Genomic DNA, 24,533 nt, shown 5'->3' on the forward strand with positions numbered 1-24,533 from the left:
GAAGACAAGCGAATGAATATTAGTTACGGTAATACGCTCTTGCCAGCGCAAAGCCGATTGCGAGACATTGGCAATTAAGGATTACCCTTGGTCATGCAAGCTGCTTGGCGAGAAATTATATTGGGTTTTCCCCAACGCGTCACGTCAAACTCGCGCAATTACCCCGCTTTTTTCCTTACGGTGCGCAACTTTCGCACCGGCGCCGGGTCGGGCCCGAACAGCAGCCATCCCGAAGCATACCAATCGTACAGAATTTCAACGATTTCTTGGCCTTTTTGCTCGAAATTCGCACATTCCGAGCCCTTTAGCCGACGTTGGTCCGCGAGGCCGCGCATCGTCGAGCGCGCATTGACGGGGACTTCGAGCGGCTCGCCGTTGATGTAGTACCGGTTGCGCCGATACAACAACTGGGTCTTCGGCGATAGTGCGAGACCGTTGCGCATTGCCAGGTGCACGAATTGCGAGGGGCTGACGGGCCGGTCCGGCGCATCGAAAAAGACGTGCGACTTCGGCTCGCTCAGCCAGCGGCCCAGAAAATCTTCCACTTCCTTTTGGCCCCAGCGCACCTTTGCCAACTGCGAGACGAGCGTGTCGACCATCGCGTCGGGCAGCAACGCCGGGTGTTTGACCGCCGTTTGTCCCGGATCCGCGTATCGGCCAGCGAAATGGCGCGCGAACGGCAGTTCGGCAGCGTTTTCCGCGAGGTAGTACAGGAAGTTCTGCAGCATTTCCTGTTCGAGCGGCGCGCGAAAGCCGATCGAATAGGTCATGCACTCGCCTTCGGCCACGCCGTCGTGCGCATAGCCCGGCGGCAGGTACAACATGTCGCCGGGCTCCAGCACCCATTCCTGCTCGGCTTCGAAGTGCTTGAGAATGCGCAGCGGCACACCCTCGAGCCAGGTCGTGTCGCGCTGCGGCCCGATCCGCCAGCGCCGCTTGCCGTGAGCCTGAAGCAGAAACACGTCGTAGGAGTCGAGATGCGGTCCCACGCCGCCGCCGTCGGTGGCGTAGCTGATCATCACGTCATCGAGACGGGCGTCGGGAATGAAGCGAAACTGTTGCATGAGGGCATCGACCGCGGGCGCATGGAGATTCACGCCCTGCACGAGCAGCGTCCATTGCTTGCGGCTTGTCGGCGGCAGGTCTTCGGCATCGAACGGGCCGTGCTCGAGTTGCCAGCGCTTGCGGGTGCGGCTGATGAGGCGCGACTCGACATCGTCCTGCGCGGCGAGCGCGAACAGCGCCTCGCGCGAGAGCGGGGCGGTGAAGCCGGGAAGCGCTTGTCGGATCAGCAGCGGACGCTTGTGCCAATAACGCTTCATGAAGGCCTCGGGTGCGAGGCCGCCGAGCAGGGTCGAAAGGGAGCGGGATGTCGTCATGCTAAATCGCTGCGCGAAGCGTTCCAATGGATTGAAAGGGGGCGATGGCCGTGCAATGCGCCGTCCAAGGACAACCTCTGGCCGTAGCCGGCCGATCGCGTGTAACGCCGCGACCGGATCGCTGTCATACGGCTACGCGTATAATGCGGGCTGTTTTTCGGAGAGTTTGATGAAGATCGAAAAGAATACCGTCGTCTCGGTGACTTACAAGTTGTCGGACGCTCAGGGCAACCTGATCGAGGAAAGCGGCGCCGAGCCGATGGTTTATCTGCACGGCGGCTATGATGGCACGTTCCCCAAGATCGAGGAAGCGCTCGATGGCCAGGACGTGGGCTTTGAGACGCACCTGCAGTTGGAACCGTCGGACGCCTTCGGCGACTACGACCCCGAACTGGTGAAGATGGAAGAGCGCAGCCGTTTCCCGGACCCGCTCGAAGTCGGCATGCAGTTCGAGGGCACGCCCGAAGACGGTGACGAAGAGTCCGATACGCTGATCTACACGGTGACGGACGTTGCCGAAGACAAGGTCGTGCTCGACGGCAACCACCCGCTCGCGGGCATGGCGCTGCGCTTCGAGCTGAAGGTGGCCGACGTCCGTCCGGCGACGGAAGAGGAGATCGAGCACCAGCACGCGCATGGCGCCTCGGGTCTCGAGATCGTCGACGAAGACGAAGACGACGCCCCCACGCTGCACTGACGCGACAGCATCTCGCTATCGTCTTGCGTGGCAATGACGATGGTTTGACGCTCGCCGCGCGAAGCGGCTCAGGACAGACGCCGGGTCGGCGCATTGCGTAATCGCGATGCGTCCGGCCCGGCGTTTGCGTTTTGTGGCTTCTTCCGTGGCTTCTTTTTCTGCGCGGATGTACGCACGCCGTTAGCCCGTGCGCCGGCGCGATGCGTCATTCGCCAGCGGCGACGGCGCTCAGTCGCCGTGTGCGTGACGTTTGGCCCCGACGGTCGGCGTGGGCGTCGCCATCAGGGACGGACCGATGGGCGCCACCCCCTGATTCGGGTCAGCGCTCATTGTGCCGACTGCGGGCGCGGACGACGGGTAGAGCGCGGCGTAGGGAGTGCCGCCGGGCGCCGACATCGTCGGTCCGCTCGCGCCGCGCGCAGACTCCGGATTGGCGCCGACGCCGCCGGCCGGCGCCGGGCTGCGCTGGCTCACCGGCGCTGCGGCGCCATTCGCCGGCAGCGTCACCGCTTCGAAGTGAAACAGTTGCGAGGTGCGCGGGTCGACGCGCACGCGCACCCATCGACTGACGTTCGGTGAGCCGAACGTGCTCAACTGCGTGAACGACTTCACGTTCGTGCCATGGGCATCGCGCAGCGGCTGCGCGTGTCGCATCGACTTGCCGCTGTCGATGAGCAGGATCTGACCTTTGAAGCGGCTCGCGAGCCGCTGCAATTGCGCCCGGAAATCCTTGTAGCCGTCCACGCCGCGCCGCCCGCCCCGATCGGAGAAGAGGCTGCCGAGGCCGCCGCCGCGCGCCGGTTCGAACTCGGGATCGGCCTGCGCGACGATGACCATGCCGATCGCGTCCTTCTGCTGCGCGTAGACGAGCGCGTGTTGCAGCCACACGCGCGTTGCGATGATCCGATCCTCGTATTCCCCGTTGCGCCCGCCTGCGGAGCGGTAATTGTTGTTGTTGCCGGGCAGGTTCACGCCGACGAAAACCACCCCGCGATAGAACCACCGCACGTTCTCGTGGTACTGCCGAAAGCGCGCCATGTCGCTCTGGCGCGTGAGATCGAACTGCGCGTAGCCGACCGGGCCGGGGCCGAGCAGCGCGTCGTCGTCGAATGCGTGATCGCGCAGGAAGTCGAGGCGCTCCACGGGGTTGAAGCTGCCGTCGGTGGCGCGTTGGCAGTTGGCCCAGTCGTTCGCGCCGGGCACGTAGATGAGCGGCTTGGGTGAACTGGCCAGCAGGCCGAGCCGCTGCGTGATCACTTCGTCACGGCACGATTCGGTCGCACTCTTGAGGTTGCCGGCATGCACGACGAACGCCGCGGCACTGTCGCCAATGGTCGCGAGCACACTGCGCAGGACCGGCACTTCGGTATTGCTGAACGGCGCGTCGCCGAGCACCGCGAATTCGAACGGCGGCAGCTTGGCGGTCGCGCCGCCGGCCGATCTGGCGGACGCCTTCGATAGCACTTTGGATGGCGCTTCCGATGGCACTCTTGCCGGCACTCTCGAGGGCATGTTCGCGGACACCGTCGCCGACACTCGCGTCAGCGTCTTCGACGGCCCCTTGGCTGACGCATATTGCGACGCACCTTGCGCGCCGCCTTGCGTCGCGCCCAGCGCGGACGCGGAACCGAGCGAGAGCGCGATGGTAAGCGCCAGGGCCGGAAGCAGGGCCGGAACCAGGGCCGGAAGCAGGGCCGGCGCATCGGCGAGCCCGACGCGGCGTATCCCGCGTCCCGTCCGGCGCGAGCATGCGCGCGCAAGCGTGAGGGCGTGTGCGCGGCGCAGGCTCGCCATGGCGCCGCGTCAGTTGGCGGTCCGGCCGTCGATCAGGCCGCGCAACTCGTACAGCAGATCGAGCGCTTCGCGCGGGCGAAGATCGTCGGGGTCGACCTGTGCGAGACGCGCCAATGCCGCCTGCGCCGCCGGATCGATGGCGGACGCGGAGCGCGGATTCGCCGCACCGCCGGACGCACCGCCGTATCCGTCGATTCCATCGGTTCCCTCGGGGCTGTCCGCATCATCCGGACCCTCCGGACCCTCCAGATCATCGAGCGCCACCGGCGCCCGCGGTGCGAACAGATCGAGCTGCGGCGCGGCCGGGTCGAGCGCTTGCTGTTCGAGCAAGGCGAGATGCTTGCGCGCGGCGCGAATGACCGGCATCGGCACGCCGGCCAACTGCGCGACCTGCAACCCGTAACTCTGGCTGGCCGGGCCGTCCTGAACGGCGTGCAGGAAAACGATGCCCTCGCCGTGCTCGACCGCCGAGAGGTGGACGTTCGCGCACTGCGGGAATTCGTCGGGCAGTTGCGTCAGTTCGAAATAGTGCGTGGCGAACAGCGTGTAGCAGCGATTGTGGCCGAGCAGGTGGCGCGCAATGGCCCAGGCGAGCGCGAGCCCGTCGAAGGTCGACGTGCCGCGTCCGATCTCGTCCATCAGCACGAGGCTTTGGTCGGTGGCCGTGTGCAGAATCGCGGCGGACTCGGTCATCTCGACCATGAACGTCGAACGTCCGCCGGCCAGGTCGTCCGAGGCGCCGATGCGCGTGAAGATCGCGTCGAGCGGCCCGAGCCGCACAGACTCGGCCGGTACGTAGCAGCCCACATAGGCGAGCAGCGCAATGAGCGCGGTCTGACGCATGAACGTCGATTTACCCCCCATGTTCGGGCCAGTGATGAGCAGCAGGCGGCGCGCGTCGCCGAGCGAGCAATCGTTGGCGATGAAGCGCTCCACCTGCTGCTCGACGACCGGATGGCGGCCCTGGCGAATGTCCACCACGCGCTCGCTCACCAGCTCGGGCTTGACCCAGCCCAGCGTCTGCGCGCGCTCGGCGAGGGCGGCAAGCACGTCGAGCTGTGCCAGCGCCTGCGCGATGCGCTTGAATTCGCCGATGTGCGGCAGCAGGGCTTGCAGCAGCGCATCGTAGAGCATCTTCTCGCGCGCGAGCGAGCGCTCCTGCGCGGAGAGCGCCTTGTCCTCGAACGTCTTTAGCTCCGGCGTAATGTATCGCTCGGCGTTCTTGAGGGTCTGGCGGCGGCGATAGTCGTCGGGCACCTTGTCGGTCTGGCCGCGCGTGACTTCGATGTAGAAGCCATGAACCTTGTTGAACTCCACGCGCAGATTGTTGATGCCGGTGCGTTCGCGCTCGCGCGTCTCGAGATCGACGAGGAATTGGCCGCAGTTCTCCGAAATGTCGCGCAACTCGTCGAGCTCGGCATCATGGCCGCGCGCGATGACGCCGCCGTCGCGCAGCATGGCCGCCGGCTCCTCGGCGATGGCGCTGCTCAGCAGCGCAAGCGCCTGTTCCGGTATCGCGAGATCCTCGTGCAGCATGGCGAGCAGCGGCGAGCGCGCTTCCACGGCGCGCAAGGTCGCATGCAGCTCGGGCAGCCGGCGCAGTGCGTCGCGCAGGCTCGACAGGTCGCGCGGGCGCGCCGTGAGCAGCGCCAGGCGCGCCGTAATGCGCTCGACGTCGGCCACATGACGCAGCTCGCTGTTGAGCGCACGCCAGGTGCCGGCGCCCTCGAGCAGCGTGGCGATCGCGAGCTGGCGCGATTGCGGCACCTGCTGATCGCGCATGGGATGATGCAGCCAGTGCCGCAGCAGACGGCTGCCCATCGTGGTGCCGCAGGTGTCGAGCAGCGAGAGCAGGGTCGGCGAATCGGTGCCGCGCAGCGTCTCGGTCAGCTCGAGATTGCGACGTGTGGCGGCGTCAAGGCCGATATAGGCCGCTTCTCGCTCCACGTTCAGACTTTGCACATGGCGCAGCGACTGACCCTGCGTTGCCGCTGCGTATTGCAGCAGCGCGCCGGCCGCACCGAGCGCGGGGTTCAGGCCGTCACAGCCGAATGCCGTGAGACTCGCCACGCCGAGCTGATCGCGCAGGCGCTGCGTGCCCGCGGTGGTGTCGAAATGCCAGTCGGGCACGCGTGTCGCGGTGCCTAGCGGGAGGCCCGCGAACGCCTCGGCGGCGCTGTCGGGAAGGAGCGTCTCGGCCGGGCGGATGCGCTCCAGTTCGCGCGAGAGCTTCTCGGCGGGCACCTCCATGAGGCGCAGCTCGCCGCTGGCGAGCGAGAGCCACGCGAGGCCGGCGAGTCGTTCGCTGGCGCGGCGCGCCGGGTGAATCTGCACGGCCAGCAGGTATTGGTCGAGCTTGTCGCTGAGCAGGGCGGCGTCGGTGAGCGTGCCGGGCGTGACGATACGCACGACCTTGCGCTCGACCGGGCCCTTGGCGGTGGCGGGGTCGCCGATCTGCTCGCAGATGGCCACCGACTCGCCGAGCTTGACGAGCTTGCCGAGATACTGCTCGACGGCATGGTGCGGCACACCGGCCATGCGGATCGGCTGGCCGCCGGACTGGCCGCGCGCGGTGAGGGTGAGGTCGAGCAGACGGGCGGCCTTGACCGCGTCGTCGTGGAACAGCTCGTAGAAGTCTCCCATGCGATAGAACACGAGCATGTTCGGGTGCTCGGCCTTGATGCGCGTGTACTGCTGCATCATCGGTGTCATCGGCGGCGTGGGCGGCGGCGTGGTCGCAGCCGGAGGAGAAGCTTGGACTGGTGTGCTCGTCATGAAAGGAATCGGGTCGGGCGCGTTGTGATGCGTTGCAGTGCGTTGGGCGCGTTCAGGTGCGTTCGAGTGCCCCGGAGCGCCTGTGGCGCGTTGGATGGGCAATTTTACGACGGGTTCGACGCGCGCCGTGATTCGGCGTACTGCCTCGTCATCGGGGCGGGGCGCGAACGTGTGACGCGAAGGCGGCGAATTCTCCTCAAGTTTCGCGCAAATGTGCCGTTTCGGGTGTTAAGCTCTCGCAAAAATAACCAAAAAGCATCACAAGCTCCTCTCGCACGGGTCGGTATGGTGAAGTCGTTGAAGGGACGGGTCGCGGCCACCACGGCGCTCGTCTCGATGATATTGATCGTCGGTGTGGCCGTGGGCATCGAGTTTTTCGTCTACGGGGAGCTGCGCAATTCGATGCAGGCCCAGCTCGACAATCAGGTCAAGCTGGTGGCCGAGCAGCTCGACGACAAGCTGCGCGCGAAGTTTGTCGCGTTGCATCGCATGGCGCGCCATATCGGCAAGCCCGACACCCTCACGACCGCACAGTTCGACGCGTTCGCCAACGCCTCGGTGTCGATGCCCGAGACCTTCAACACGCTCTTCGTGGCTGCGCCCGACGGACGCGTGCTCTACGACTCGACGTTTCCGACGACGCCGCTCAACGTCGCCGATCGCGATTATTTTCGCCAGTTGCTCTCCGGCGCGCCACAGGCGGCGTCCGGCCTGATCGCGGGCAAGATCACGCGATCGCCGGGCGTGATCCTCGCGGTGCCCGTCACCGACGCGAGCGGGCGCGTGATCGCCGTGATCGGCGGCGCGATCAATCTGCTGCGCCAGAACTTCATCGTCGATCTCGCGAGCAACGCCGTGGGCGAGACTGGCCGCTACTGCCTGATCACCAACGAGAAGCCCCCGCGTTACGTCATCCAGGCCGACGTCTCCAGGATCCTGACGCCCGTGGATAGCGAGCACACGCTATGCGGCGTGCGCGATAGCGGCTCGAACGACCTCGTGCACATGCATCCGCTCGTCGCGCGCGCCACGATGTCGACGACGGGCTGGTCGGTGGTGGCCGTGCTGCCGGGCGCGGAAGCGTTCGACCCGCTCGCGCGCGTGCGGCGGCGCGTGGTGGGCCTCGCGATCGTCGCCATCGGTGTCGCGGCGTTCGTCATGTGGTGGGTGGCGCGCTTCATGCTGCGCCCGCTCGACGCACTGCGTCATCTCGTCGAGCGCAGTGCCGGCGACTTGCGCGCGGTGCAGTCGCTGCCGGTGCAGCGAGCCGACGAGATCGGCGCGCTGGCCAATGCGTTTCGCACGATGATGGAGCAACTGGGCGATCGCACCGAAGCGCTCGAGATGTCGCGCGAGGCGGCCCGCGCCAATGTGCGCCGCATGCAGGAGATCGCGGACCGTGTGCCGTACCTCGTGGCGTTTCTCGATGGCGACGAGCGCTTTGCCTTCGTGAACCGGGCGTGCGAAGTGCGGTTCCGGCGTCCCAGGGACCGCATCATTGGCGCCACCGTGCGCGAGCTGCTCGGCCCGTCGCTCTATCGCGAGTTCGCACCGCATCTGGCGCGCGCACTGGCGGGCGAGGCCGCCACGTTCGTCTGGGACTTCGGCGAGGACGCCGCCTATCGATGCTTCGAAGTGAGTTACCAGCCGGAGTGGGCGGCGCACAACGTGCTCGCGGGCGTGCACGTGTTCGTGCGCGACATGACCGTGGAGCGCTCGAACGAACGGCGCTGGCGGCGCGAGTCGCATACCGACCACCTGACCGGACTGCTCAATCGCAAGGGTTTCGATCAGGCGCTGGCCGGGGCGGTGCGCCGCGCGCGCGAAGGGGCCGGCGCCCAGGCGCTGCTCTTCGTCGATCTCGACCGCTTCAAGGCCGTCAACGATACATGGGGCCATGCGGTGGGCGACGAACTACTGCGGCGGCTGGCCAAGCGGCTGGTGACGAGCGTGCCGCAAGGGTGCGCGATCGCGCGCTTTGGCGGCGACGAGTTCGCCGTGGTCATGCGCGACATCGGCGGGGCGCACGACGCCGAGCGCACGGCGATGGCGATTCTCGACGCGGCGTCGCGTCCGATGGCGCTTTCCGTCGGCGAGGTCTCGGTCGGCGCCTGTGTCGGCGTGGCGATCGTGGCGTGCGGGGAAGACAAGTCGCCCGACAGCGTGTTCGACGCGGCCGACCGGGCCCTCTACGATGCCAAGCACGGCGGCCGCGGACTTTTCGTGGTGAGCGACGGCGCACCGGAGCGCGCGCTGTAAGCGGGTGCTCACCGGGCGGCTGCGATGGCGCCGTGCGTCGGCCGTCGTGCGCGATGCGGGGACGTCTGCGCGTTAGATGCAACCAATCGAAGGGCGCGTTGCGATCAGCTTCACGATAGTTACGAACGCACGTTGTCTGTCGCACAATGGGCGACGCCGCCCGTTCGCGATCGAGCGTCGCGCGCGGGAAGGGCGCGGGAAGGTCTTCTCAAAGGAGGTGGGCATGAAACTCGAAGGCGGACGAAGCCGGGCAGTATCGCGGGCGGCTTCCGACGCAGGGTGGCGCGAGGCAGGTACGCGCCGTGAGCCGCCGCGGGCATCGCATCGGGCGCCGCGCAAGGCGCGGGAGACCGAGGCACGTGAGGACGAGCCGAGGCATCACACGCTCTCGGTTCGCGAGAACGAAGTGTTTCACATGCTGGTCGACGGCCTGGCCGTCAATGAAGTCGCTCACGCGCTGCATCTGAGCGAACGCACGATTGCATCACACGTTGCAAGCATCCTGCACAAGCTCGCGCTCGGCGATAGTGCAGAACTCATCGGCTACGCCGTGCGGCACGGGCTGGTCGACGAAGGGGCGGAAGGCGTCGCCTGAGCGACGCGCCCGCCCGAGCGCACTGCGGCGCAGGCCCACACGATGCGGCCCGCGCCAGTCGGGGCCAACCTGGCGCGTCGCGTGAGATCCGAGTGTCCCACGCGACGCGCCTGTCCCACGCGGCCGGTCCGACCTATCCGGCGCGCCTGTCCCATCCGGCGGCAGATCCGCCCGCCGAGCCTCCCGGCCTTTCGCTTTGCGTCGCCGTCGCCGTGGGCGCACGCCCGGCGAAGCGGGGGCAGTCCTGGCCGGCGTCGAACGTCTCGAATAAACGGCATTGCGCGCGCGGCGTGCGTCGATTCCGGCGCGATCTCCGACGCGATTGCGCCATCGGTGATAACGTACCGGCTCGACATCATTTTCATGGAGAGAATGGCGCGGTGCGTGCGGTTTCACCCGTGCGCCGCCGAGGCTTGCCCTCCGACACGACATCACGGGCGGCCGGCCACGCCGGCGCTGCTCGACAGCACACGAGGACAGACACGATGAAGGCCATCGAGATCACCCAGTACGGCGCACCGGAAGTGCTCAAGCTCACCGAACGCCCGCGCCCCGAGCTCAAGCCGGGCGAAGTGCTCATCAAGGTCACCGCGGCCGGCGTGAACCGGCCCGATGTGCTCCAGCGCATCGGCCAGTACCCCGTGCCGCCGGGCGCTTCGGACCTGCCGGGCCTCGAAGTGGCGGGCGAGATCGTGGAAGGGGCGCTCGACGGCGCCGACAATCCCTGGGGGCTGAAGATCGGCTCGCGCGTGTGCGCGCTCGTGCAGGGCGGCGGCTACGCCGAGTACTGTGCCGCGCCGCTCGCGCAATGTCTGCCCGTGCCGCAAGGGCTGTCGGACGTGGAGGCCGCTTCGTTGCCCGAGACGTTCTTCACCGTCTGGAGCAATGTGTTCGATCGCGCTCGCCTCGGGCTAACGGAGACCGGCGAGAAAGAGACGCTGCTGGTGCAGGGCGGCACGAGCGGCATTGGCGTGAGCGCGATCCAGCTCGGCGCGGCCCTCGGCCACCGCGTGTTCGCGACCGCGGGCTCCGACGAGAAGGCGCGCGCGTGCGAGGCGCTGGGGGCCGAGCGCGGCATCAACTACAAGACCGAGGACTTCGTTGCCGTGACGAAGGCGCTCACCAACGATCGCGGCGTGGACGTGGTGCTCGACATGGTCGGAGGCGACTATCTGCCGCGCGAAGTGCAGGCGCTCGCGTTCGACGGCCGCATTGCCATCATCGCGCTGCTCGGCGGCAGCAAGGCCACGCTCGACATGGGCGCGCTGCTGCGCCGCCGGCTCACCGTCACGGGCTCGACGCTGCGCCCGCGCTCGGTCGCCTTCAAGGCGGCAATTGCCCGTCAGCTCGTGGAGAAGGTCTGGCCGCTGTTCGCCGCAGGCAAGATCCGCCCCGTCGTTTATCGGACGTTCCCGGCCGAGCAGGCGGACAAGGCCCACGCGCTCATGGAAACGAGCACGCATGTGGGCAAGATCGTGCTGACCTGGTAAGCACGTACTCCTCAGTTCGTGACGACAATCCGCGCGAAACCGGGTTTTCGCGCGGACTTTCACGCGCCGCGGCCGGCGAAATTGACCCCCACGCCCAGGACGCACTAGAATGAGAGGTTTTTCGTCCATACGCATTGGGGGATAAGGCGTGACAACCGGTACCGCAGCTTCGGCTCGCACCCTCAGCCGCAAGGCTGGCAAGCTCGTCGTGGGCAATTGGAAACTGCATGGCAGTCTGGCCGGCAACGAAGCGTTGCTGGGCGATCTGCTGGCCTCGCCGGTGCTGAGCGCGCCGGGCGTCACGGCAGCAGTGTGCGTGCCGTTCCCCTATCTTGCGCAATGCCAGGCGCGCCTCTCGGGGCAGGCGCTCGGTTATGGCGCGCAGGATGTCTCGGCGCAAGTGAGTGGCGCGTTCACGGGGGAAGTCGCGGCGCCGATGATCGCCGAGTTCGGCGCGCGGTTCGTGATCGTGGGCCATTCGGAGCGCCGTACCTATCACGGCGAGACGGACGCGGGCGTGGCCGCCAAGACGGTGCGCGTGCTCGATGCCGGCATGACGCCGATCGTCTGTGTGGGCGAGACGCTCGCCGAGCGCGAGGCGGGCCGCACGGCGGCGGTGGTTTCGCGTCAGCTCGAGGCGGTGCTCGCTGCGCTGAGCGACGCGCAGGCCGCGCAGATCGTGGTGGCCTACGAGCCGGTCTGGGCGATCGGCACGGGCAAGACGGCGACGTCGGCCCAAGCGCAGGAAGTGCATGCGCACCTGCGTTCGCTATTGCGCGCGAAGGGCGAAGCGGTTGCGGACGTGGCGGTGCTGTACGGCGGCAGCGTGAAGCCGGACAACGCTGCCGAATTGTTCTCGATGCCCGACGTCGATGGCGGCCTGATCGGCGGCGCGGCGTTGAAGGCAGTCGATTTTCTGGCGATTTGCGAAGCGGGTCTGCCGCGCTGACGCCGATGCCGGGCCGCCGCGGCGGCCGTGCGAAACAGTCATGGCGCAGCGCACAAAAATGCGCTGCGAATCGGGTTCTTCTATACGGGTGATGAGATGGGGTTGTTGAAAACGTTGTTGATCGTGGTGCAGGTGCTTTCCGCGCTGGGCATCATCGGTCTGGTGTTGCTGCAGCATGGCAAGGGTGCCGACATGGGAGCCGCGTTCGGCAGCGGTTCGTCGGGCAGTCTCTTCGGAGCGTCGGGCTCGGCCAACTTCCTTTCGCGCACCACGGCGGTGTTGGCTGCCGTGTTCTTCGTCACCACGCTGGGCCTGACGTACCTCGGTTCGTACAAGCCGAAGGCAAACATCGGTGTCCTTGGTAATTTGCCCGCCGCCACGGCCCCGGCGACGGCTTCGGCCGCAGGGGCGTCGAGTGTGCCGGCGCCGGCTTCGGCGGCAAATCCGCAGGACGTGCCGAAGTAATCGGCAGTCTCGCGAGAGCGTTGCGCCAACGTTGTCGTGGCAAGTAATAAGCTGTAAATAAAATCGAAAAAAAATCGATTTGTGCGTTGAACAAAATGCCGAAGAGCGCTAATATAGCGGTCTTGAAGCGATTCGTAAGTGACAGCGGATTGCAGAATATGAATGCCGACGTGGTGAAATTGGTAGACACGCTATCTTGAGGGGGTAGTGGCGAAAGCTGTGCGAGTTCGAGTCTCGCCGTCGGCACCACAGTTCTCCGATGCCAGCCTTGCGTTTATGCTTTGGCTGGCATTTTATTTTGTGCTCACCGTTCATCCGCTTTCCGGTCCCCACACCATCGACGAGAGCGGTTCTTGAACTAACCGAAAGAGGGTAGAGTTGAACCTCGGAACCTATTATCCCGTCCTGCTGTTTCTTCTGGTAGGTGGCGGTCTTGGGGCGGTACTGATTGGGGTCGGCAAGTTCCTCGGCCCCAACAAACCCGACAGCGAAAAACTCTCTCCGTACGAGTGCGGCTTCGAGGCATTCGAAGACGCGCGCATGAAGTTCGATGTGCGCTACTATCTCGTCGCCATCCTTTTCATCCTGTTCGATCTCGAGACGGCATTCCTGTTTCCGTGGGGCGTCGCCCTGCGCGACATCGGCTGGGTGGGCTTTATCTCCATGATGGGTTTCCTGCTTGAGCTGCTGGTCGGTTTCGTGTTCCTGTGGAAGCGCGGTGCGCTCGACTGGGAATAAGGCCGGCAACGTATTCGGCAGCATTGCAGAAGGATTCAGGGTAAGCATATGAGCATCGAAGGGGTTTTGCGCGAAGGGTTCGTCACCACCACGGCTGACAAACTCATCAACTGGACGCGCACGGGGTCGCTTTGGCCGATGACGTTCGGTCTGGCCTGCTGTGCCGTTGAAATGATGCACGCAGGCGCGGCGCGTTACGATCTGGATCGGTTCGGCGTGGTGTTTCGCCCGAGCCCGCGTCAGTCGGACGTGATGATCGTGGCCGGCACGCTGTGCAACAAGATGGCGCCCGCGCTGCGCAAGGTCTACGACCAGATGGCCGAGCCGCGCTGGGTGATCTCGATGGGGTCGTGCGCGAACGGCGGCGGCTACTATCACTACTCCTACTCGGTGGTGCGCGGTTGCGATCGCATCGTGCCGGTCGACGTCTACGTGCCGGGCTGTCCGCCGACGGCCGAGGCGCTCGTCTACGGCATCATCCAGTTGCAGTCGAAGATCAAGCGGACTGCGACGATCGCGCGTAAATAACCGCTACCGCCCATGTCGAAACTAGAACAACTCAAGACCACCCTGCAAAACGTACTCGGCGCCCGCGCCGGGCAGTTGGTGGAAGCCCTTGGCGAGCTTACGCTCACGGTCAAGGCAAGCGACTATCTCGAAGTGGCGCGCACGCTGCGCGACCATCCCGAGCTGAAGTTCGAACAGCTGATGGACCTCGCCGGCCTCGATTACTCGACCTATGGCGACGGCGCCTACGACGGTCCGCGTTATGCCGCCGTCTCGCATCTGCTCTCGCTCTCCCACAACTGGCGTCTGCGCGTGCGCGTGTTCGCACCGAATGACGATCTGCCGGTCGTGGCGTCGCTGATCGACGTGTGGAACTCGGCCAACTGGTTCGAGCGCGAAGCGTTCGACCTCGTCGGCATCGTGTTCGAAGGTCACCCGGATCTACGCCGCATTCTGACGGACTACGGTTTCATCGGTCACCCGTTCCGCAAGGACTTCCCGACTTCGGGTTATGTCGAGATGCGTTACGACCCGGAGCAAAAGCGGGTGATCTATCAGCCGGTGACGATCGAGCCGCGCGAAATCACGCCGCGCGTCATTCGCGAAGAACATTACGCCGGTCTGAAACATTAAGGTGGCCTTGTGGCAGACATCAAGAACTACACCCTGAACTTCGGTCCGCAGCACCCGGCAGCGCACGGCGTGCTGCGCCTGGTGCTCGAGCTGGACGGCGAAGTGATCCAGCGTGCCGATCCGCACATCGGTCTGTTGCACCGTGCGACCGAGAAACTCGCCGAATCGAAGACGTACCTGCAGTCCGTGCCGTACATGGATCGTCTCGATTATGTGTCGATGATGTGCAACGAGCACGCTTACGTCATGGCGATCGAGAAGCTGCTCGGCGTCGAGGTGCCAATTCGCGCACAATACATCCGTGTGATGTTCGACGAAATCACGCGTGTGCTCAACCACTTGATGTGGATCGGTTCGCACGCACTGGACGTGGGCGCGATGGCCGTGTTCCTGTACGCCTTCCGTGAGCGTGAAGACCTCTTCGACGTGTACGAAGCCGTGTCGGGGGCGCGCATGCATGCGGCGTACTACCGTCCGGGCGGCGTGTATCGCGATCTGCCGGACTCGATGCCGAAATATCGTGCATCGAAGTTCCACAACGAGCGCGCCATCAAGAAGATGAACGAAGCACGCGAAGGCTCGCTGCTCGACTTCATCGAGGATTTCGCCAACCGCTTCCCGAAGTGCGTCGACGAGTACGAAACGCTGCTCACCGACAACCGCATCTGGAAGCAGCGCCTGGTGGGCATCGGCGTGGTGTCGCCCGAGCGTGCGATGCAGCTCGGCTTCTCCGGCGCCATGCTGCGGGGTTCGGGCATTCCGTGGGATCTGCGCAAGAAGCAGCCTTACGAAGTGTACGACCGCCTCGAGTTCGAGATTCCGGTGGGCAAGGAAGGCGACTGCTATGACCGCTATCTGGTGCGCGTGGAAGAAATGCGCCAGTCGGCCAGCCTGATCCGCCAGTGCGTGAAGTGGCTGCGCGCCAATCCGGGTCCGGTGATCACCGACAACCACAAGGTGGCCCCGCCGTCGCGCGTCGAAATGAAGTCGAACATGGAAGAGCTGATTCACCACTTCAAGCTCTTCACCGAAGGCTTCCACGTGCCCGCCGGCGAGACGTATGCCGCCGTCGAGCATCCGAAGGGCGAGTTCGGCATCTACCTGGTGTCGGACGGCGCGAACAAGCCGTACCGCCTGAAGATTCGTGCGCCGGGCTTTGCCCACCTGGCGGCGCTCGATGAGATGGCCAAGGGTCACATGATCGCAGATGCTGTGGCGATCATCGGTACCCAGGACATCGTGTTCGGCGAAATCGATCGCTAAACGCGCAGCGGGCGCCTCGGGCGCCCGCAGGTTTTAATTCGGCAGGGTTTCGCAGATCGATACCATTGCCGTTCCAGTTGCCGTGCCTGTGAGTCGCGGGCGGCCGAGAATCTCGGCTCGCCCGCGCTGGCACGAGCGGGGATAACGTTTTAGAAAACAGTCGGATCGGAAATGCTTTCTCCCGAAGCCCTGAAGAAAATCGACCGTGCCGTTGCCAAATACCCTGCCGACCAAAAGCAGTCGGCGGTGATGCACGCGCTTGCCGTTGCGCAGGTCGAGAAAGGCTGGTTGTCGCCCGAGGTCATGCAATTCGTGGCGGACTACCTCGAGATGCCCGCAGTCGCGGTGCAAGAGGTGGCAACCTTCTACACCATGTTCAACACGAGCCCCGTGGGCAAGTTCAAGTTGACCGTGTGCACGAACCTGCCTTGCCAGCTCACGCGTGGCGAAGAGATGGCGAAGTACCTGAAGGAGAAGCTCGGTGTCGAATATGGCGACATCACGCCCGACGGTCTCTTCACCGTGAAGGAAGGCGAGTGCATGGGCGCCTGCGGCGACGCACCGGTCATGCTGGTGAACAACCACCGCATGTGCAGCTTCATGAACGAAGAGAAGGTCGACGCCCTGATCGAAGAACTGAAGGCCAAGGGCGCTGCCGGAGAGAAAGCATGACGTCGCTGCATAATCGTCACATCAAGCCGCTGATCCTCGCCGACCTCAATGGCGAGAACTGGCACCTCGAAGACTACGTCAAGCGCGGTGGCTATCAGCAACTCGCCCGCATTCTGAAGGAAGGCATCACGCCCGAGCAGGTCATTGCCGACGTCAAGGCATCGGGCTTGCGCGGCCGCGGCGGTGCAGGCTTCCCGACCGGTCTGAAGTGGAGCTTCATGCCGCGCGCGTTTCCGGGCCAGAAGTACCTCGTGTGCAATTCGGACGAAGGTGAACCGGGCACGTTCAAGGATCGCGACATCCTGCGCTACAACCCGCACGCACTGATCGAAGGCATGGCCATCGGCGGTTACGCCATGGGCATCACCGTCGGCTACAACTACATCCACGGCGAAATCTACGAAGTGTACGAACGCTTCGAAGAGGCCCTGGAAGAAGCGCGCGCTGCCGGCTATCTGGGCGACAACATTCTCGGCACGGACTTCTCGTTCCAGTTGCACGCGCACCATGGTTACGGCGCGTACATCTGCGGCGAGGAAACGGCGCTGCTCGAATCGCTCGAAGGCAAGAAGGGTCAGCCGCGCTTCAAGCCGCCGTTCCCGGCGAGCTTCGGTCTGTACGGCAAGCCGACCACCATCAACAACACCGAGACGTTCGCCGCTGTCCCGTTCCTGCTCGCGGCCGGTCCGCAGCAATACCTCGAGATGGGCAAGCCGAACAACGGCGGCACCAAGATCTTCTCGGTGTCGGGCGACGTCGAGCTGCCGGGCAACTATGAAGTGCCGCTGGGCACGCCGTTCCCGGAACTGCTCGAGCTCGCCGGCGGCATGCGCGGCGGCAAGAAACTCAAGGCCGTGATTCCGGGCGGCTCGTCGGCGCCGGTCGTGCCGGCCGGGCTGATGATGGAGACGACCATGGACTACGACAGCATCGCCAAGGCCGGCTCGATGCTGGGTTCGGGCGCCGTGATCGTGATGGACGAGACGCGCTGCATGGTGCGCTCGCTGCTGCGCCTGTCGTATTTCTATTACGAAGAATCGTGCGGTCAGTGCACGCCGTGCCGCGAAGGCACGGGCTGGCTGTGGCGCGTGGTCAACCGTATCGAACACGGCCAGGGCCGCCAGGAAGACCTGGACCTGCTCAACTCGGTGGCCGAGAACATCATGGGCCGTACCATTTGCGCGCTGGGCGATGCCGCGGCGATGCCGGTGCGCGGCATGCTCAAACACTTCTGGGACGAGTTCGCCTACCACGTCGAGCACAAGCATTGCTTGGTCGGCGCTCACTAATCCCTTTTGACGCTTGGCATTGAACCGCTATGGTTGAAATCGAAATTGACGGCCAAAAGGTCGAGGTGCCCGAAGGCAGCATGGTGATCCAGGCTGCCAAGAAGAACGGCACCTATATTCCCCACTTCTGCTACCACAAGAAGCTGTCCATCGCTGCGAACTGCCGCATGTGCCTGGTCGAGGTCGAGAAGGCCCCGAAGGCCGTGCCGGCATGCGCCACGCCGGTGGCCAACGGCATGGTCGTGCGCACGAACTCCGAGAAGGCCGTGAAGGCGCAGCAGTCGGTCATGGAGTTCCTGCTGATCAACCACCCGCTCGACTGCCCGATCTGCGATCAGGGCGGTGAGTGCCAGCTGCAGGACCTGGCCGTCGGTTACGGCAAGTCGGCCTCGCGCTATCAGGAAGAGAAGCGCGTGGTGTTCCACAAGAACGTGGGGCCGCTCATCTCGATGGAAGAGATGTCGCGCTGCATTCACTGCACCCGCTGCGTGCGTTTCGGTCAGGAAGTGGCCGGCGTCATGGAATTCGGCATGCTGGGCCGCGGCGAGCATTCGGAAATTACCTCGTTCGTCGGCAAGACGGTCGACTCCGAACTGTCGGGCAACATGATCGATCTGTGCCCGGTGGGCGCGCTCACCTCGAAGCCGTTCCGCTACAGCGCCCGTACTTGGGAGCTGTCGCGCCGCAAGTCGGTGAGCCCTCACGATGGCGTGGGCGCGAACCTCGTGGTGCAGGTGAAGAACAACAAGGTCATGCGCGTTGTGCCGCTCGAGAACGAGGCGATCAACGAGTGCTGGATTTCGGACAAGGACCGCTTCTCATACGAAGGCCTGAACAGCGACGAGCGTCTCACCAAGCCGATGCTCAAGCAGGGCGGGGAGTGGCACGAAGTCGACTGGCAGACGGCCCTCGAGTACGTGGGCCATGGCCTGACGGACATCATCCGCGATCATGGCGCCGACGCCGTCGCCGCGCTGGCCTCGCCGCACGCGACCGTCGAGGAACTGTATCTGCTGCAGAAGTTCGTGCGCGCCCTGGGCAGCGATAACGTCGACTTCCGTCTGCGCCAGACGGACGCCTCGGGCGGCACGCAAGGTGCGCCGTGGCTCGGTATGCCGATCGCGGAACTCGACACGCTGCAAAGCGCGCTCGTCGTCGGTTCGTTCCTGCGCAAGGACCACCCGCTGTTCGCCGCACGTCTGCGCGCAGCCGTGAAGGCCGGCGCTCAGCTCAACGTGCTGCACGGCGCGGACGACGATCTGCTCGTAAAGCTTGCCAACAAGATCGTCGCGGCGCCGAGCGCCTGGGCGAGCGAGCTGGCTGGCATTGCCGTGGCAGCGGCAGCCGCGAAGGGAGTTGCCGCGCCGGCGGAGCTCGCCGGCGTGAGCGCCAGCGACACCGCCAAGGCCATCGCGGCGTCGCTCGCCAGCGGCGAGCGTCGTGCGATCCTGCTGGGCAACGCCGTGGTGCAGCATCCGCAGTTTGCGCAACTGCACGCGATCGCGCAGGTGATCGCTGACCTCACGGGCGCCAAGCTCGGCTTCCTCACCGAAGGGGCCAACACGGTCGGCGGCTACGTGGCGAAGGCCACCAACGCCAAGGGCGCGGCCGCGCTGTTTGCGCAACCTCGCGAGGCCTACCTGCTGCTCAACACCGAGCCGGAATACGATTCGGCCGACGCGAAGCAGGCGCTCACCGCGCTGAACGCCGCGAAGATGGTCGTCTCGCTCTCGCCGTTCAAGCACGGCCTCGAGTATGCCGATGTGCTGCTGCCGATCGCGCCGTTTACCGAAACGGCCGGCACGTTCATCAACGCCGAAGGTCTGGCGCAGCCTTTCAACGGCGTGGTGCGTGCGCTGGGCGAAACCCGCCCGGGCTGGAAGGTGCTGCGCGTGCTGGGCAACCTGCTCAAGCTGCAAGGCTTCGAGCAGGACACCGCCGAACAGGTGCGTGACGAAGCGCTCGCCGGGTTCTCGGCCGCATCGCTCGACAACCGCGCCAAGGCTGCGCTTGCCGCACCGAAGGCCGCGGGCCAGGGGCTCGAGCGTCTGGCCGACGTGCCGATCTATGCCGCCGACTCGCTGGTGCGCCGCGCGCCGTCGCTGCAACTGACCAACGATGCCAAGGCCGCGCTGCGCGCCACGCTGCCGGCCGCACTGTTCGACAGCCTGGGCCTGGCCGCCGGCGACGCCGTGCGCGTTCGCCAGGGCGACGCCGTGGTCACGCTGCCGGCCGTGCGCTCGGAAACGCTGCCCGCCAATGTGGTGCGCGTGCCGGCAGCCACGCCGGCGTCCGCCGCGCTTGGCGCGATGTTCGGTGAAATTTCGGTGGAGAAGGCGTAAATGAGCCTGAACGAAGTCATCAATCAATACGGCACGCAACTGCTGGGCGTGGCCTGGCCGACGGTGTGGGCGCTCGTGCGCATTCTCGTCGTGGCCGTGATTCTGCTGCTGTGCGTGGCGTATCTGATTCTGTGGGAGCGCAAACTCATCGGCTGGATGCACGTGCGTCTCGGTCCGAACCGCGTGGGTCCGGCTGGCCTGCTCCAGCCGATCGCCGACGTGCTGAAGCTTCTGCTCAAGGAAGTCATTACGCCGACGCAGGTCAGCAAGGGCATTTACGCCATTGCCCCGGTGATGGCGGTGCTGCCGGCCTTCGCGATCTGGGCGGTGATCCCGTTCCAGCCGGGCGCGGTGCTTGCCGACGTGAACGCCGGCCTGCTGTATGCCATCGCGATTTCGTCCATCGGCGTGTACGGTGTGATTCTGGCCGGCTGGGCGTCGAACTCGAAGTACGCTTTCCTCGGCGCCATGCGCGCATCGGCCCAGATGATTTCGTATGAAATCGCCATGGGCTTCGCACTCGTGACCGTGCTGATGACGGCCGGCTCGCTGAACCTGTCGGACATCGTGCGCTCGCAGGAAGCGGGCATGTTCGCGGGCATGGGGCTGAACCTGCTGTCGTGGAACTGGCTGCCGTTGCTGCCGATGTTCGTCGTCTATTTCGTGTCGGGCATTGCGGAAACGAACCGGCACCCGTTCGACGTGGTGGAAGGCGAATCGGAAATCGTGGCCGGTCACATGATCGAGTACTCGGGGATGGGCTTCGCGCTCTTCTTCCTGGCCGAGTACATCAACATGATCATCATCTCGGCGCTGGCATCGATTCTGTTCCTGGGCGGCTGGAGCGCGCCGTTCGGCTTCCTGTCGTTCATCCCGGGAGTGTTCTGGCTCGCGTTCAAGGTGTTCCTGCTGCTGTCGGTGTTCATCTGGGTGCGTGCGACGTTCCCGCGCTACCGCTACGACCAGATCATGCGTCTGGGCTGGAAGGTGTTCCTGCCGCTGACGATCGTCTGGGTGATCGTGGTGGGTGTCTGGATCATGTCCCCCTGGAACATCTGGGGCTGAGGCGAACGGAGTAGAGGAATCCCATGGTAAGGGCAATCAAAGACTTTTTCGGCAGTTTCCTGTTGTTGGAACTGCTCAAGGGCATGGCGCTCACGGGGCGCTACACGTTCGCGCGCAAGGTGACGGTGCAATTCCCGGAAGAGAAGACGCCGCTGTCGCCGCGTTTTCGCGGGCTGCACGCACTGCGCCGTTATCCGAACGGTGAAGAGCGCTGCATCGCATGCAAGCTGTGCGAAGCCGTGTGCCCGGCAATGGCCATCACGATCGAATCGGACGTGCGCGACGACAATACGCGCCGCACCACGCGTTACGACATCGATCTGACCAAGTGCATTTTCTGCGGCTTCTGCGAAGAAAGCTGCCCGGTGGACTCGATCGTCGAGACGCACATTCTCGAGTATCACGGCGAGAAGCGCGGCGACCTGTACTTCACCAAGGAGATGTTGCTCGCGGTGGGCGATCGTTACGAAAACGAAATCGCGGCGGCCAAGGCGGCCGATGCGCCGTACCGTTAAGCAGGGCAGGGCGCAGCGCACGGATGCACTGCGCCCGGTACGGCAATTGACGTTGGCTAATTCTCGCGACACCCGGTGATTATGGAATTCACAACCTTTCTTTTCTACGTGTTTGCGCTGATCCTCGTGGTCTCCGGCCTGAAGGTCGTGACCTCGCGCAACCCCGTACAGTCGGCACTGTTCCTGGTGCTGGCCTTCTTCAACGCCGCGGCGATCTGGATGCTGCTCGAGGCCGAGTTCCTCGCCATCATGCTGGTGCTCGTGTACGTCGGCGCGGTGATGGTGCTGTTCCTGTTCGTGGTGATGATGATCGACATCAACCTCGACGAACTGCGGCGCGGTTTCGGCAAGTTCATTCCGCTGGCGAGCGCCGTCGGCGCGATCATGATCGTCGAAGCGGCGCTGGTGCTCATGCGCGGCTACGGTGCCACGCGCTCGCCGGTCAAGGCCGTGGCGGCCCCCGACGTGTCGAACACCAAGGCGCTCGGCGTCGCGCTGTACACCGACTATATCTTTGCCTTCGAAGTGGCAGGTCTGATCCTGCTGGTCGCCGTCGTGGCCGCCATTGCGCTCACGATGCGCAGCCGCAAGGATCACAAACAGACCGACCCGAACAAGCAGGTGCGCGTGAAGAAGCGCGACCGCGTGCGTCTCGTGTCGATGCCCGCCGAAGCCCGGCAGCAGCCCACCGGCGACACGCCGGCGGCGGAATAAGGAGACAGCATGATGTCGTTGTCGCTAGCGCATTACCTGGTGTTGGGCGCGATTCTGTTCGCGATCAGCATTACCGGTATCTTCCTCAACCGCAGAAATGTGATTGTGCTGCTCATGGCCATCGAGCTGATGTTGCTCGCGGTCAATCTGAACTTCGTCGCGTTCTCGCACTACCTGGGCGACATCGCCGGCCAGGTATTCGTGTTCTTCATTCTTACGGTGGCCGCCGCGGAAGCCGCGATCGGCCTGGCCATTCTGGTCACCCTGTTCCGTAAGCTCGAAACGGTCAACGTCGAAGATCTCGACCGCCTCAAGGGTTAACAAAAGCGAACGCTGTTATGGCATCCACACTGAATCCCAACCTGCTGCTCGCGATCCCGCTCGCGCCGCTCGTCGGCTCCGTGATCGCCGGCCTGTTCGGCAAGCAAGTCGGACGCGCGGGCGCCCACACGGTCACGATCCTTGGCGTGCTGGTCGCGTTTGTCCTGTCGGTCATGACCTTCATGGACGTGATGAACGGGGCGAGCTTCAACGCCACCGTCTACGAATGGGCCCGCATCGGCGAGCTCAAGCTCGAGATCGGCTTCCTCGTCGACACGCTCACCGTCACGATGATGTGCGTGGTGACGTCCGTCTCGCTGATGGTGCACATCTACACCATCGGCTACATGGCGGACGATCCCGGCTATCAACGCTTCTTCTCGTACATTTCGCTGTTCACGTTCTCGATGTTGATGCTCGTGATGAGCAACAACTTCCTGCAACTGTTCTTCGGCTGGGAAGCGGTGGGCCTGGTCTCGTACCTGCTGATCGGCTTCTGGTACACCCGCCCGAGCGCGATCTACGCCAACATGAAGGCGTTTCTCGTCAACCGCGTGGGTGACTTCGGCTTCCTGCTCGGCATCGGTTTGATCCTGGCCTTCACCGGCACGCTCAACTACGGCGAGGTGTTCGGCAAGGCCAACGACATCGCGGCACTGTCCTTCCCGGGCACCGACTGGCGCCTGATCACCGTGGCCTGCATCTGCCTGTTCATCGGTGCGATGGGCAAGTCGGCGCAGTTCCCGCTGCATGTCTGGCTGCCGGACTCGATGGAAGGCCCGACGCCGATCTCGGCACTGATCCACGCGGCCACCATGGTGACCGCCGGTATCTTCATGGTGAGCCGCATGTCGCCGCTGTTCGAACTGTCGGACACCGCGCTGTCGTTCATCACGATCATCGGTGCGATCACTGCGCTGTTCATGGGCTTCCTGGGCATGATCCAGAACGACATCAAGCGTGTCGTGGCCTACTCGACGCTCTCGCAGCTCGGCTACATGACGGTGGCGCTCGGCGTGTCGGCTTACCCGGTCGCCATCTTCCACCTGATGACGCACGCGTTCTTCAAGGCGCTGCTGTTCCTCGGCGCGGGCTCGGTCATCATCGGCATGCACCATGATCAGGACATGCGCAACATGGGCGGCCTGTGGAAGTACATGCCGATCACGTGGATCACATCGCTGCTCGGCTCGCTCGCGCTGATCGGCACGCCGTTCTTCTCGGGTTTCTACTCGAAGGATTCGATCATCGAAGCCGTGGCCGCCTCGCATCTGCCGGGTTCGGGCTTCGCGTACTTCGCCGTGGTCGCCAGCGTGTTCGTGACCGCGTTCTACTCGTTCCGCATGTATTTCCTCGTCTTCCACGGCAAGGAGCGTTTCGGTCAGGCGCATGCGCACCATGACCATGAGACGCATCACGAGGAAGAAGAGGAGACGCACGACCATCATCACGGTCTGGCCCCGGGCCAGAAGCCGCACGAATCGCCGGCCGTCGTAACGATTCCGCTGATCCTGCTGGCGATCCCGTCGGTGATCATCGGTGCCATCGCGATCGCGCCGATGCTCTTCGGTGAGTTCTTCAAGCAGGGCGTGGCGTTCAAGAACGTGATCTTCATCGGCGAGAACCATCCGGCGATGGAAGAGCTCGGCCACGAGTTCCACGGCTGGGTGGCGATGGCGCTGCACTCGTTCGGCACGCTGCCGATCGCACTGTCGGCCCTCGGCATCGTGCTCGCGGCGTTCTTCTACCTGAGGCGACCGGACATTCCGGCGTCGCTGGCCAGGCAGTTCTCGGGCATCTACAAGCTGCTCGACAACAAGTACTACATGGACAAGATCAACGAGGTGGTCTTCGCCAAGGGCGCGCTCAAGATCGGCCGCGGCCTGTGGAAGGCTGGTGACCAGGGTCTGATCGACGGCGCCGTCGTGAACGGCAGCGCCCGTCTGGTGGGCTGGTTCGCCGGTGTCATCCGCTTCGTGCAATCCGGTTACATCTACCACTACGCGTTCGCCATGATCATCGGCATGCTCGGGCTCCTGACGCTGTTTGTGACGTTGAACGGCAAGTAATA

21 protein-coding genes and 1 tRNA gene are annotated in these 24,533 nt (G+C 64.7%); 19 read left to right on the plus strand and 3 right to left on the minus strand.

The genetic code is table 11. From position 1 onward, the window contains the following. Window positions 1-158 precede the first annotated feature (158 nt). Complete coding sequence (locus PNO31109_RS07835) at window positions 159-1,379, minus strand: cupin domain-containing protein (protein WP_150555040.1); 1,221 nt, start codon at window positions 1,377-1,379, stop codon at window positions 159-161. Window positions 1,380-1,548: 169 nt separating this feature from the next. Between PNO31109_RS07835 and PNO31109_RS07840 the strand changes: the two genes are divergently transcribed. Then, window positions 1,549-2,076, plus strand: a complete 528-nt coding sequence (locus tag PNO31109_RS07840; RefSeq protein ID WP_150555041.1) for an FKBP-type peptidyl-prolyl cis-trans isomerase — start codon at window positions 1,549-1,551, stop codon at window positions 2,074-2,076. A 228-nt stretch (window positions 2,077-2,304) separates the two neighbouring features. Here the strand turns inward: PNO31109_RS07840 and PNO31109_RS07845 are convergent, their stop codons facing one another. Both PNO31109_RS07845 and mutS read right to left on the minus strand, forming a co-directional pair. Beyond that, window positions 2,305-3,870, minus strand: a complete 1,566-nt coding sequence (locus tag PNO31109_RS07845; RefSeq protein ID WP_150555042.1) for a hypothetical protein — start codon at window positions 3,868-3,870, stop codon at window positions 2,305-2,307. Between the two features lie 9 nt (window positions 3,871-3,879). After that, window positions 3,880-6,582, minus strand: a complete 2,703-nt coding sequence (mutS, locus tag PNO31109_RS07850; protein WP_150555151.1) for a DNA mismatch repair protein MutS — start codon at window positions 6,580-6,582, stop codon at window positions 3,880-3,882. Between the two features lie 348 nt (window positions 6,583-6,930). Here mutS and PNO31109_RS07855 point away from each other — a divergent pair, with 348 nt between their 5' ends. From PNO31109_RS07855 to nuoL, 18 genes are all read left to right on the plus strand, one after another. Then, on the plus strand, window positions 6,931-8,904 hold the full coding sequence (locus PNO31109_RS07855; RefSeq protein WP_174966325.1) for a diguanylate cyclase domain-containing protein: 1,974 nt from the start codon (window positions 6,931-6,933) through the stop codon (window positions 8,902-8,904). Window positions 8,905-9,127: 223 nt separating this feature from the next. Next, on the plus strand, window positions 9,128-9,499 hold the full coding sequence (locus PNO31109_RS07860) for a response regulator transcription factor (protein WP_174966326.1): 372 nt from the start codon (window positions 9,128-9,130) through the stop codon (window positions 9,497-9,499). A gap of 485 nt (window positions 9,500-9,984) precedes the next feature. Further along, window positions 9,985-10,989 (plus strand): NAD(P)H-quinone oxidoreductase, encoded by a 1,005-nt coding sequence (locus tag PNO31109_RS07865; protein WP_150555045.1) that lies wholly within the window; start codon window positions 9,985-9,987, stop codon window positions 10,987-10,989. Window positions 10,990-11,137: 148 nt separating this feature from the next. Then, a complete protein-coding gene (gene tpiA, locus PNO31109_RS07870) occupies window positions 11,138-11,938 on the plus strand; it encodes a triose-phosphate isomerase (RefSeq protein WP_150555046.1) in 801 nt (266 codons plus the stop codon). Window positions 11,939-12,034: 96 nt separating this feature from the next. Further along, window positions 12,035-12,403, plus strand: a complete 369-nt coding sequence (gene secG, locus PNO31109_RS07875; RefSeq protein ID WP_150555047.1) for a preprotein translocase subunit SecG — start codon at window positions 12,035-12,037, stop codon at window positions 12,401-12,403. Between the two features lie 164 nt (window positions 12,404-12,567). Further along, window positions 12,568-12,652, plus strand: a tRNA-Leu gene (locus PNO31109_RS07880). 129 nt (window positions 12,653-12,781) lie between these two features. Continuing rightward, window positions 12,782-13,141: an NADH-quinone oxidoreductase subunit A gene (locus PNO31109_RS07885; RefSeq protein WP_010807414.1), complete on the plus strand. Its 360-nt coding sequence runs from the start codon at window positions 12,782-12,784 to the stop codon at window positions 13,139-13,141. Between the two features lie 48 nt (window positions 13,142-13,189). After that, the gene (locus PNO31109_RS07890) at window positions 13,190-13,669 is read left to right on the plus strand and encodes a NuoB/complex I 20 kDa subunit family protein (RefSeq protein ID WP_010807413.1); all 480 of its coding nucleotides are present in this window, start codon (window positions 13,190-13,192) and stop codon (window positions 13,667-13,669) included. Between the two features lie 12 nt (window positions 13,670-13,681). After that, window positions 13,682-14,281 carry an NADH-quinone oxidoreductase subunit C gene (locus tag PNO31109_RS07895; protein WP_150555048.1) on the plus strand — a complete coding sequence of 200 codons (600 nt, stop codon included), beginning with the start codon at window positions 13,682-13,684 and terminating at the stop codon, window positions 14,279-14,281. Between the two features lie 9 nt (window positions 14,282-14,290). Continuing rightward, window positions 14,291-15,544, plus strand: a complete 1,254-nt coding sequence (locus PNO31109_RS07900) for an NADH-quinone oxidoreductase subunit D (protein WP_150555049.1) — start codon at window positions 14,291-14,293, stop codon at window positions 15,542-15,544. A 171-nt stretch (window positions 15,545-15,715) separates the two neighbouring features. Further along, the gene (gene nuoE / locus PNO31109_RS07905; RefSeq protein ID WP_150555050.1) at window positions 15,716-16,216 is read left to right on the plus strand and encodes an NADH-quinone oxidoreductase subunit NuoE; all 501 of its coding nucleotides are present in this window, start codon (window positions 15,716-15,718) and stop codon (window positions 16,214-16,216) included. Next, window positions 16,213-17,505: an NADH-quinone oxidoreductase subunit NuoF gene (gene nuoF, locus PNO31109_RS07910; protein WP_150555051.1), complete on the plus strand. Its 1,293-nt coding sequence runs from the start codon at window positions 16,213-16,215 to the stop codon at window positions 17,503-17,505. The genes nuoE and nuoF overlap by 4 nt, the downstream gene beginning before the upstream one ends. 29 nt (window positions 17,506-17,534) lie before the next feature. Further along, a complete protein-coding gene (gene nuoG, locus PNO31109_RS07915) occupies window positions 17,535-19,847 on the plus strand; it encodes an NADH-quinone oxidoreductase subunit NuoG (protein ID WP_150555052.1) in 2,313 nt (770 codons plus the stop codon). Continuing rightward, window positions 19,848-20,912, plus strand: a complete 1,065-nt coding sequence (gene nuoH, locus PNO31109_RS07920) for an NADH-quinone oxidoreductase subunit NuoH (RefSeq protein WP_150555053.1) — start codon at window positions 19,848-19,850, stop codon at window positions 20,910-20,912. 23 nt (window positions 20,913-20,935) lie between these two features. After that, window positions 20,936-21,427, plus strand: a complete 492-nt coding sequence (gene nuoI / locus PNO31109_RS07925) for an NADH-quinone oxidoreductase subunit NuoI (RefSeq protein WP_046291526.1) — start codon at window positions 20,936-20,938, stop codon at window positions 21,425-21,427. An 81-nt stretch (window positions 21,428-21,508) separates the two neighbouring features. Continuing rightward, entirely contained in the window at window positions 21,509-22,141 is a 633-nt protein-coding gene (locus PNO31109_RS07930) for an NADH-quinone oxidoreductase subunit J (RefSeq protein WP_150555054.1), read from the plus strand. Between the two features lie 9 nt (window positions 22,142-22,150). Beyond that, window positions 22,151-22,462 (plus strand): NADH-quinone oxidoreductase subunit NuoK, encoded by a 312-nt coding sequence (nuoK, locus tag PNO31109_RS07935; protein ID WP_023596640.1) that lies wholly within the window; start codon window positions 22,151-22,153, stop codon window positions 22,460-22,462. 17 nt (window positions 22,463-22,479) lie between these two features. Further along, on the plus strand, window positions 22,480-24,531 hold the full coding sequence (gene nuoL / locus PNO31109_RS07940; RefSeq protein ID WP_150555055.1) for an NADH-quinone oxidoreductase subunit L: 2,052 nt from the start codon (window positions 22,480-22,482) through the stop codon (window positions 24,529-24,531). Window positions 24,532-24,533: the final 2 nt, after the last annotated feature.

It is taken from the genome of Pandoraea nosoerga, from assembly GCF_902459585.1.
Classification (GTDB): domain Bacteria; phylum Pseudomonadota; class Gammaproteobacteria; order Burkholderiales; family Burkholderiaceae; genus Pandoraea; species Pandoraea nosoerga.

What these genes read in the sequence shown, in the direction of transcription:
- PNO31109_RS07835 (WP_150555040.1), bottom strand. Translation starts at nt 1,379, where the DNA reads ATGACGACATCCCGCTCCCTTTCGACCCTGCTCGGCGGCCTCGCACCC.
- PNO31109_RS07840 (WP_150555041.1), top strand. Translation starts at nt 1,549, where the DNA reads ATGAAGATCGAAAAGAATACCGTCGTCTCGGTGACTTACAAGTTGTCG.
- PNO31109_RS07845 (WP_150555042.1), bottom strand. Translation starts at nt 3,870, where the DNA reads ATGGCGAGCCTGCGCCGCGCACACGCCCTCACGCTTGCGCGCGCATGC.
- mutS (WP_150555151.1), bottom strand. Translation starts at nt 6,582, where the DNA reads ATGACACCGATGATGCAGCAGTACACGCGCATCAAGGCCGAGCACCCG.
- PNO31109_RS07855 (WP_174966325.1), top strand. Translation starts at nt 6,931, where the DNA reads ATGGTGAAGTCGTTGAAGGGACGGGTCGCGGCCACCACGGCGCTCGTC.
- PNO31109_RS07860 (WP_174966326.1), top strand. Translation starts at nt 9,128, where the DNA reads ATGAAACTCGAAGGCGGACGAAGCCGGGCAGTATCGCGGGCGGCTTCC.
- PNO31109_RS07865 (WP_150555045.1), top strand. Translation starts at nt 9,985, where the DNA reads ATGAAGGCCATCGAGATCACCCAGTACGGCGCACCGGAAGTGCTCAAG.
- secG (WP_150555047.1), top strand. Translation starts at nt 12,035, where the DNA reads ATGGGGTTGTTGAAAACGTTGTTGATCGTGGTGCAGGTGCTTTCCGCG.
- PNO31109_RS07890 (WP_010807413.1), top strand. Translation starts at nt 13,190, where the DNA reads ATGAGCATCGAAGGGGTTTTGCGCGAAGGGTTCGTCACCACCACGGCT.
- PNO31109_RS07895 (WP_150555048.1), top strand. Translation starts at nt 13,682, where the DNA reads ATGTCGAAACTAGAACAACTCAAGACCACCCTGCAAAACGTACTCGGC.
- nuoE (WP_150555050.1), top strand. Translation starts at nt 15,716, where the DNA reads ATGCTTTCTCCCGAAGCCCTGAAGAAAATCGACCGTGCCGTTGCCAAA.
- nuoF (WP_150555051.1), top strand. Translation starts at nt 16,213, where the DNA reads ATGACGTCGCTGCATAATCGTCACATCAAGCCGCTGATCCTCGCCGAC.
- nuoG (WP_150555052.1), top strand. Translation starts at nt 17,535, where the DNA reads ATGGTTGAAATCGAAATTGACGGCCAAAAGGTCGAGGTGCCCGAAGGC.
- nuoH (WP_150555053.1), top strand. Translation starts at nt 19,848, where the DNA reads ATGAGCCTGAACGAAGTCATCAATCAATACGGCACGCAACTGCTGGGC.
- nuoI (WP_046291526.1), top strand. Translation starts at nt 20,936, where the DNA reads ATGGTAAGGGCAATCAAAGACTTTTTCGGCAGTTTCCTGTTGTTGGAA.
- PNO31109_RS07930 (WP_150555054.1), top strand. Translation starts at nt 21,509, where the DNA reads ATGGAATTCACAACCTTTCTTTTCTACGTGTTTGCGCTGATCCTCGTG.
- nuoK (WP_023596640.1), top strand. Translation starts at nt 22,151, where the DNA reads ATGATGTCGTTGTCGCTAGCGCATTACCTGGTGTTGGGCGCGATTCTG.
- nuoL (WP_150555055.1), top strand. Translation starts at nt 22,480, where the DNA reads ATGGCATCCACACTGAATCCCAACCTGCTGCTCGCGATCCCGCTCGCG.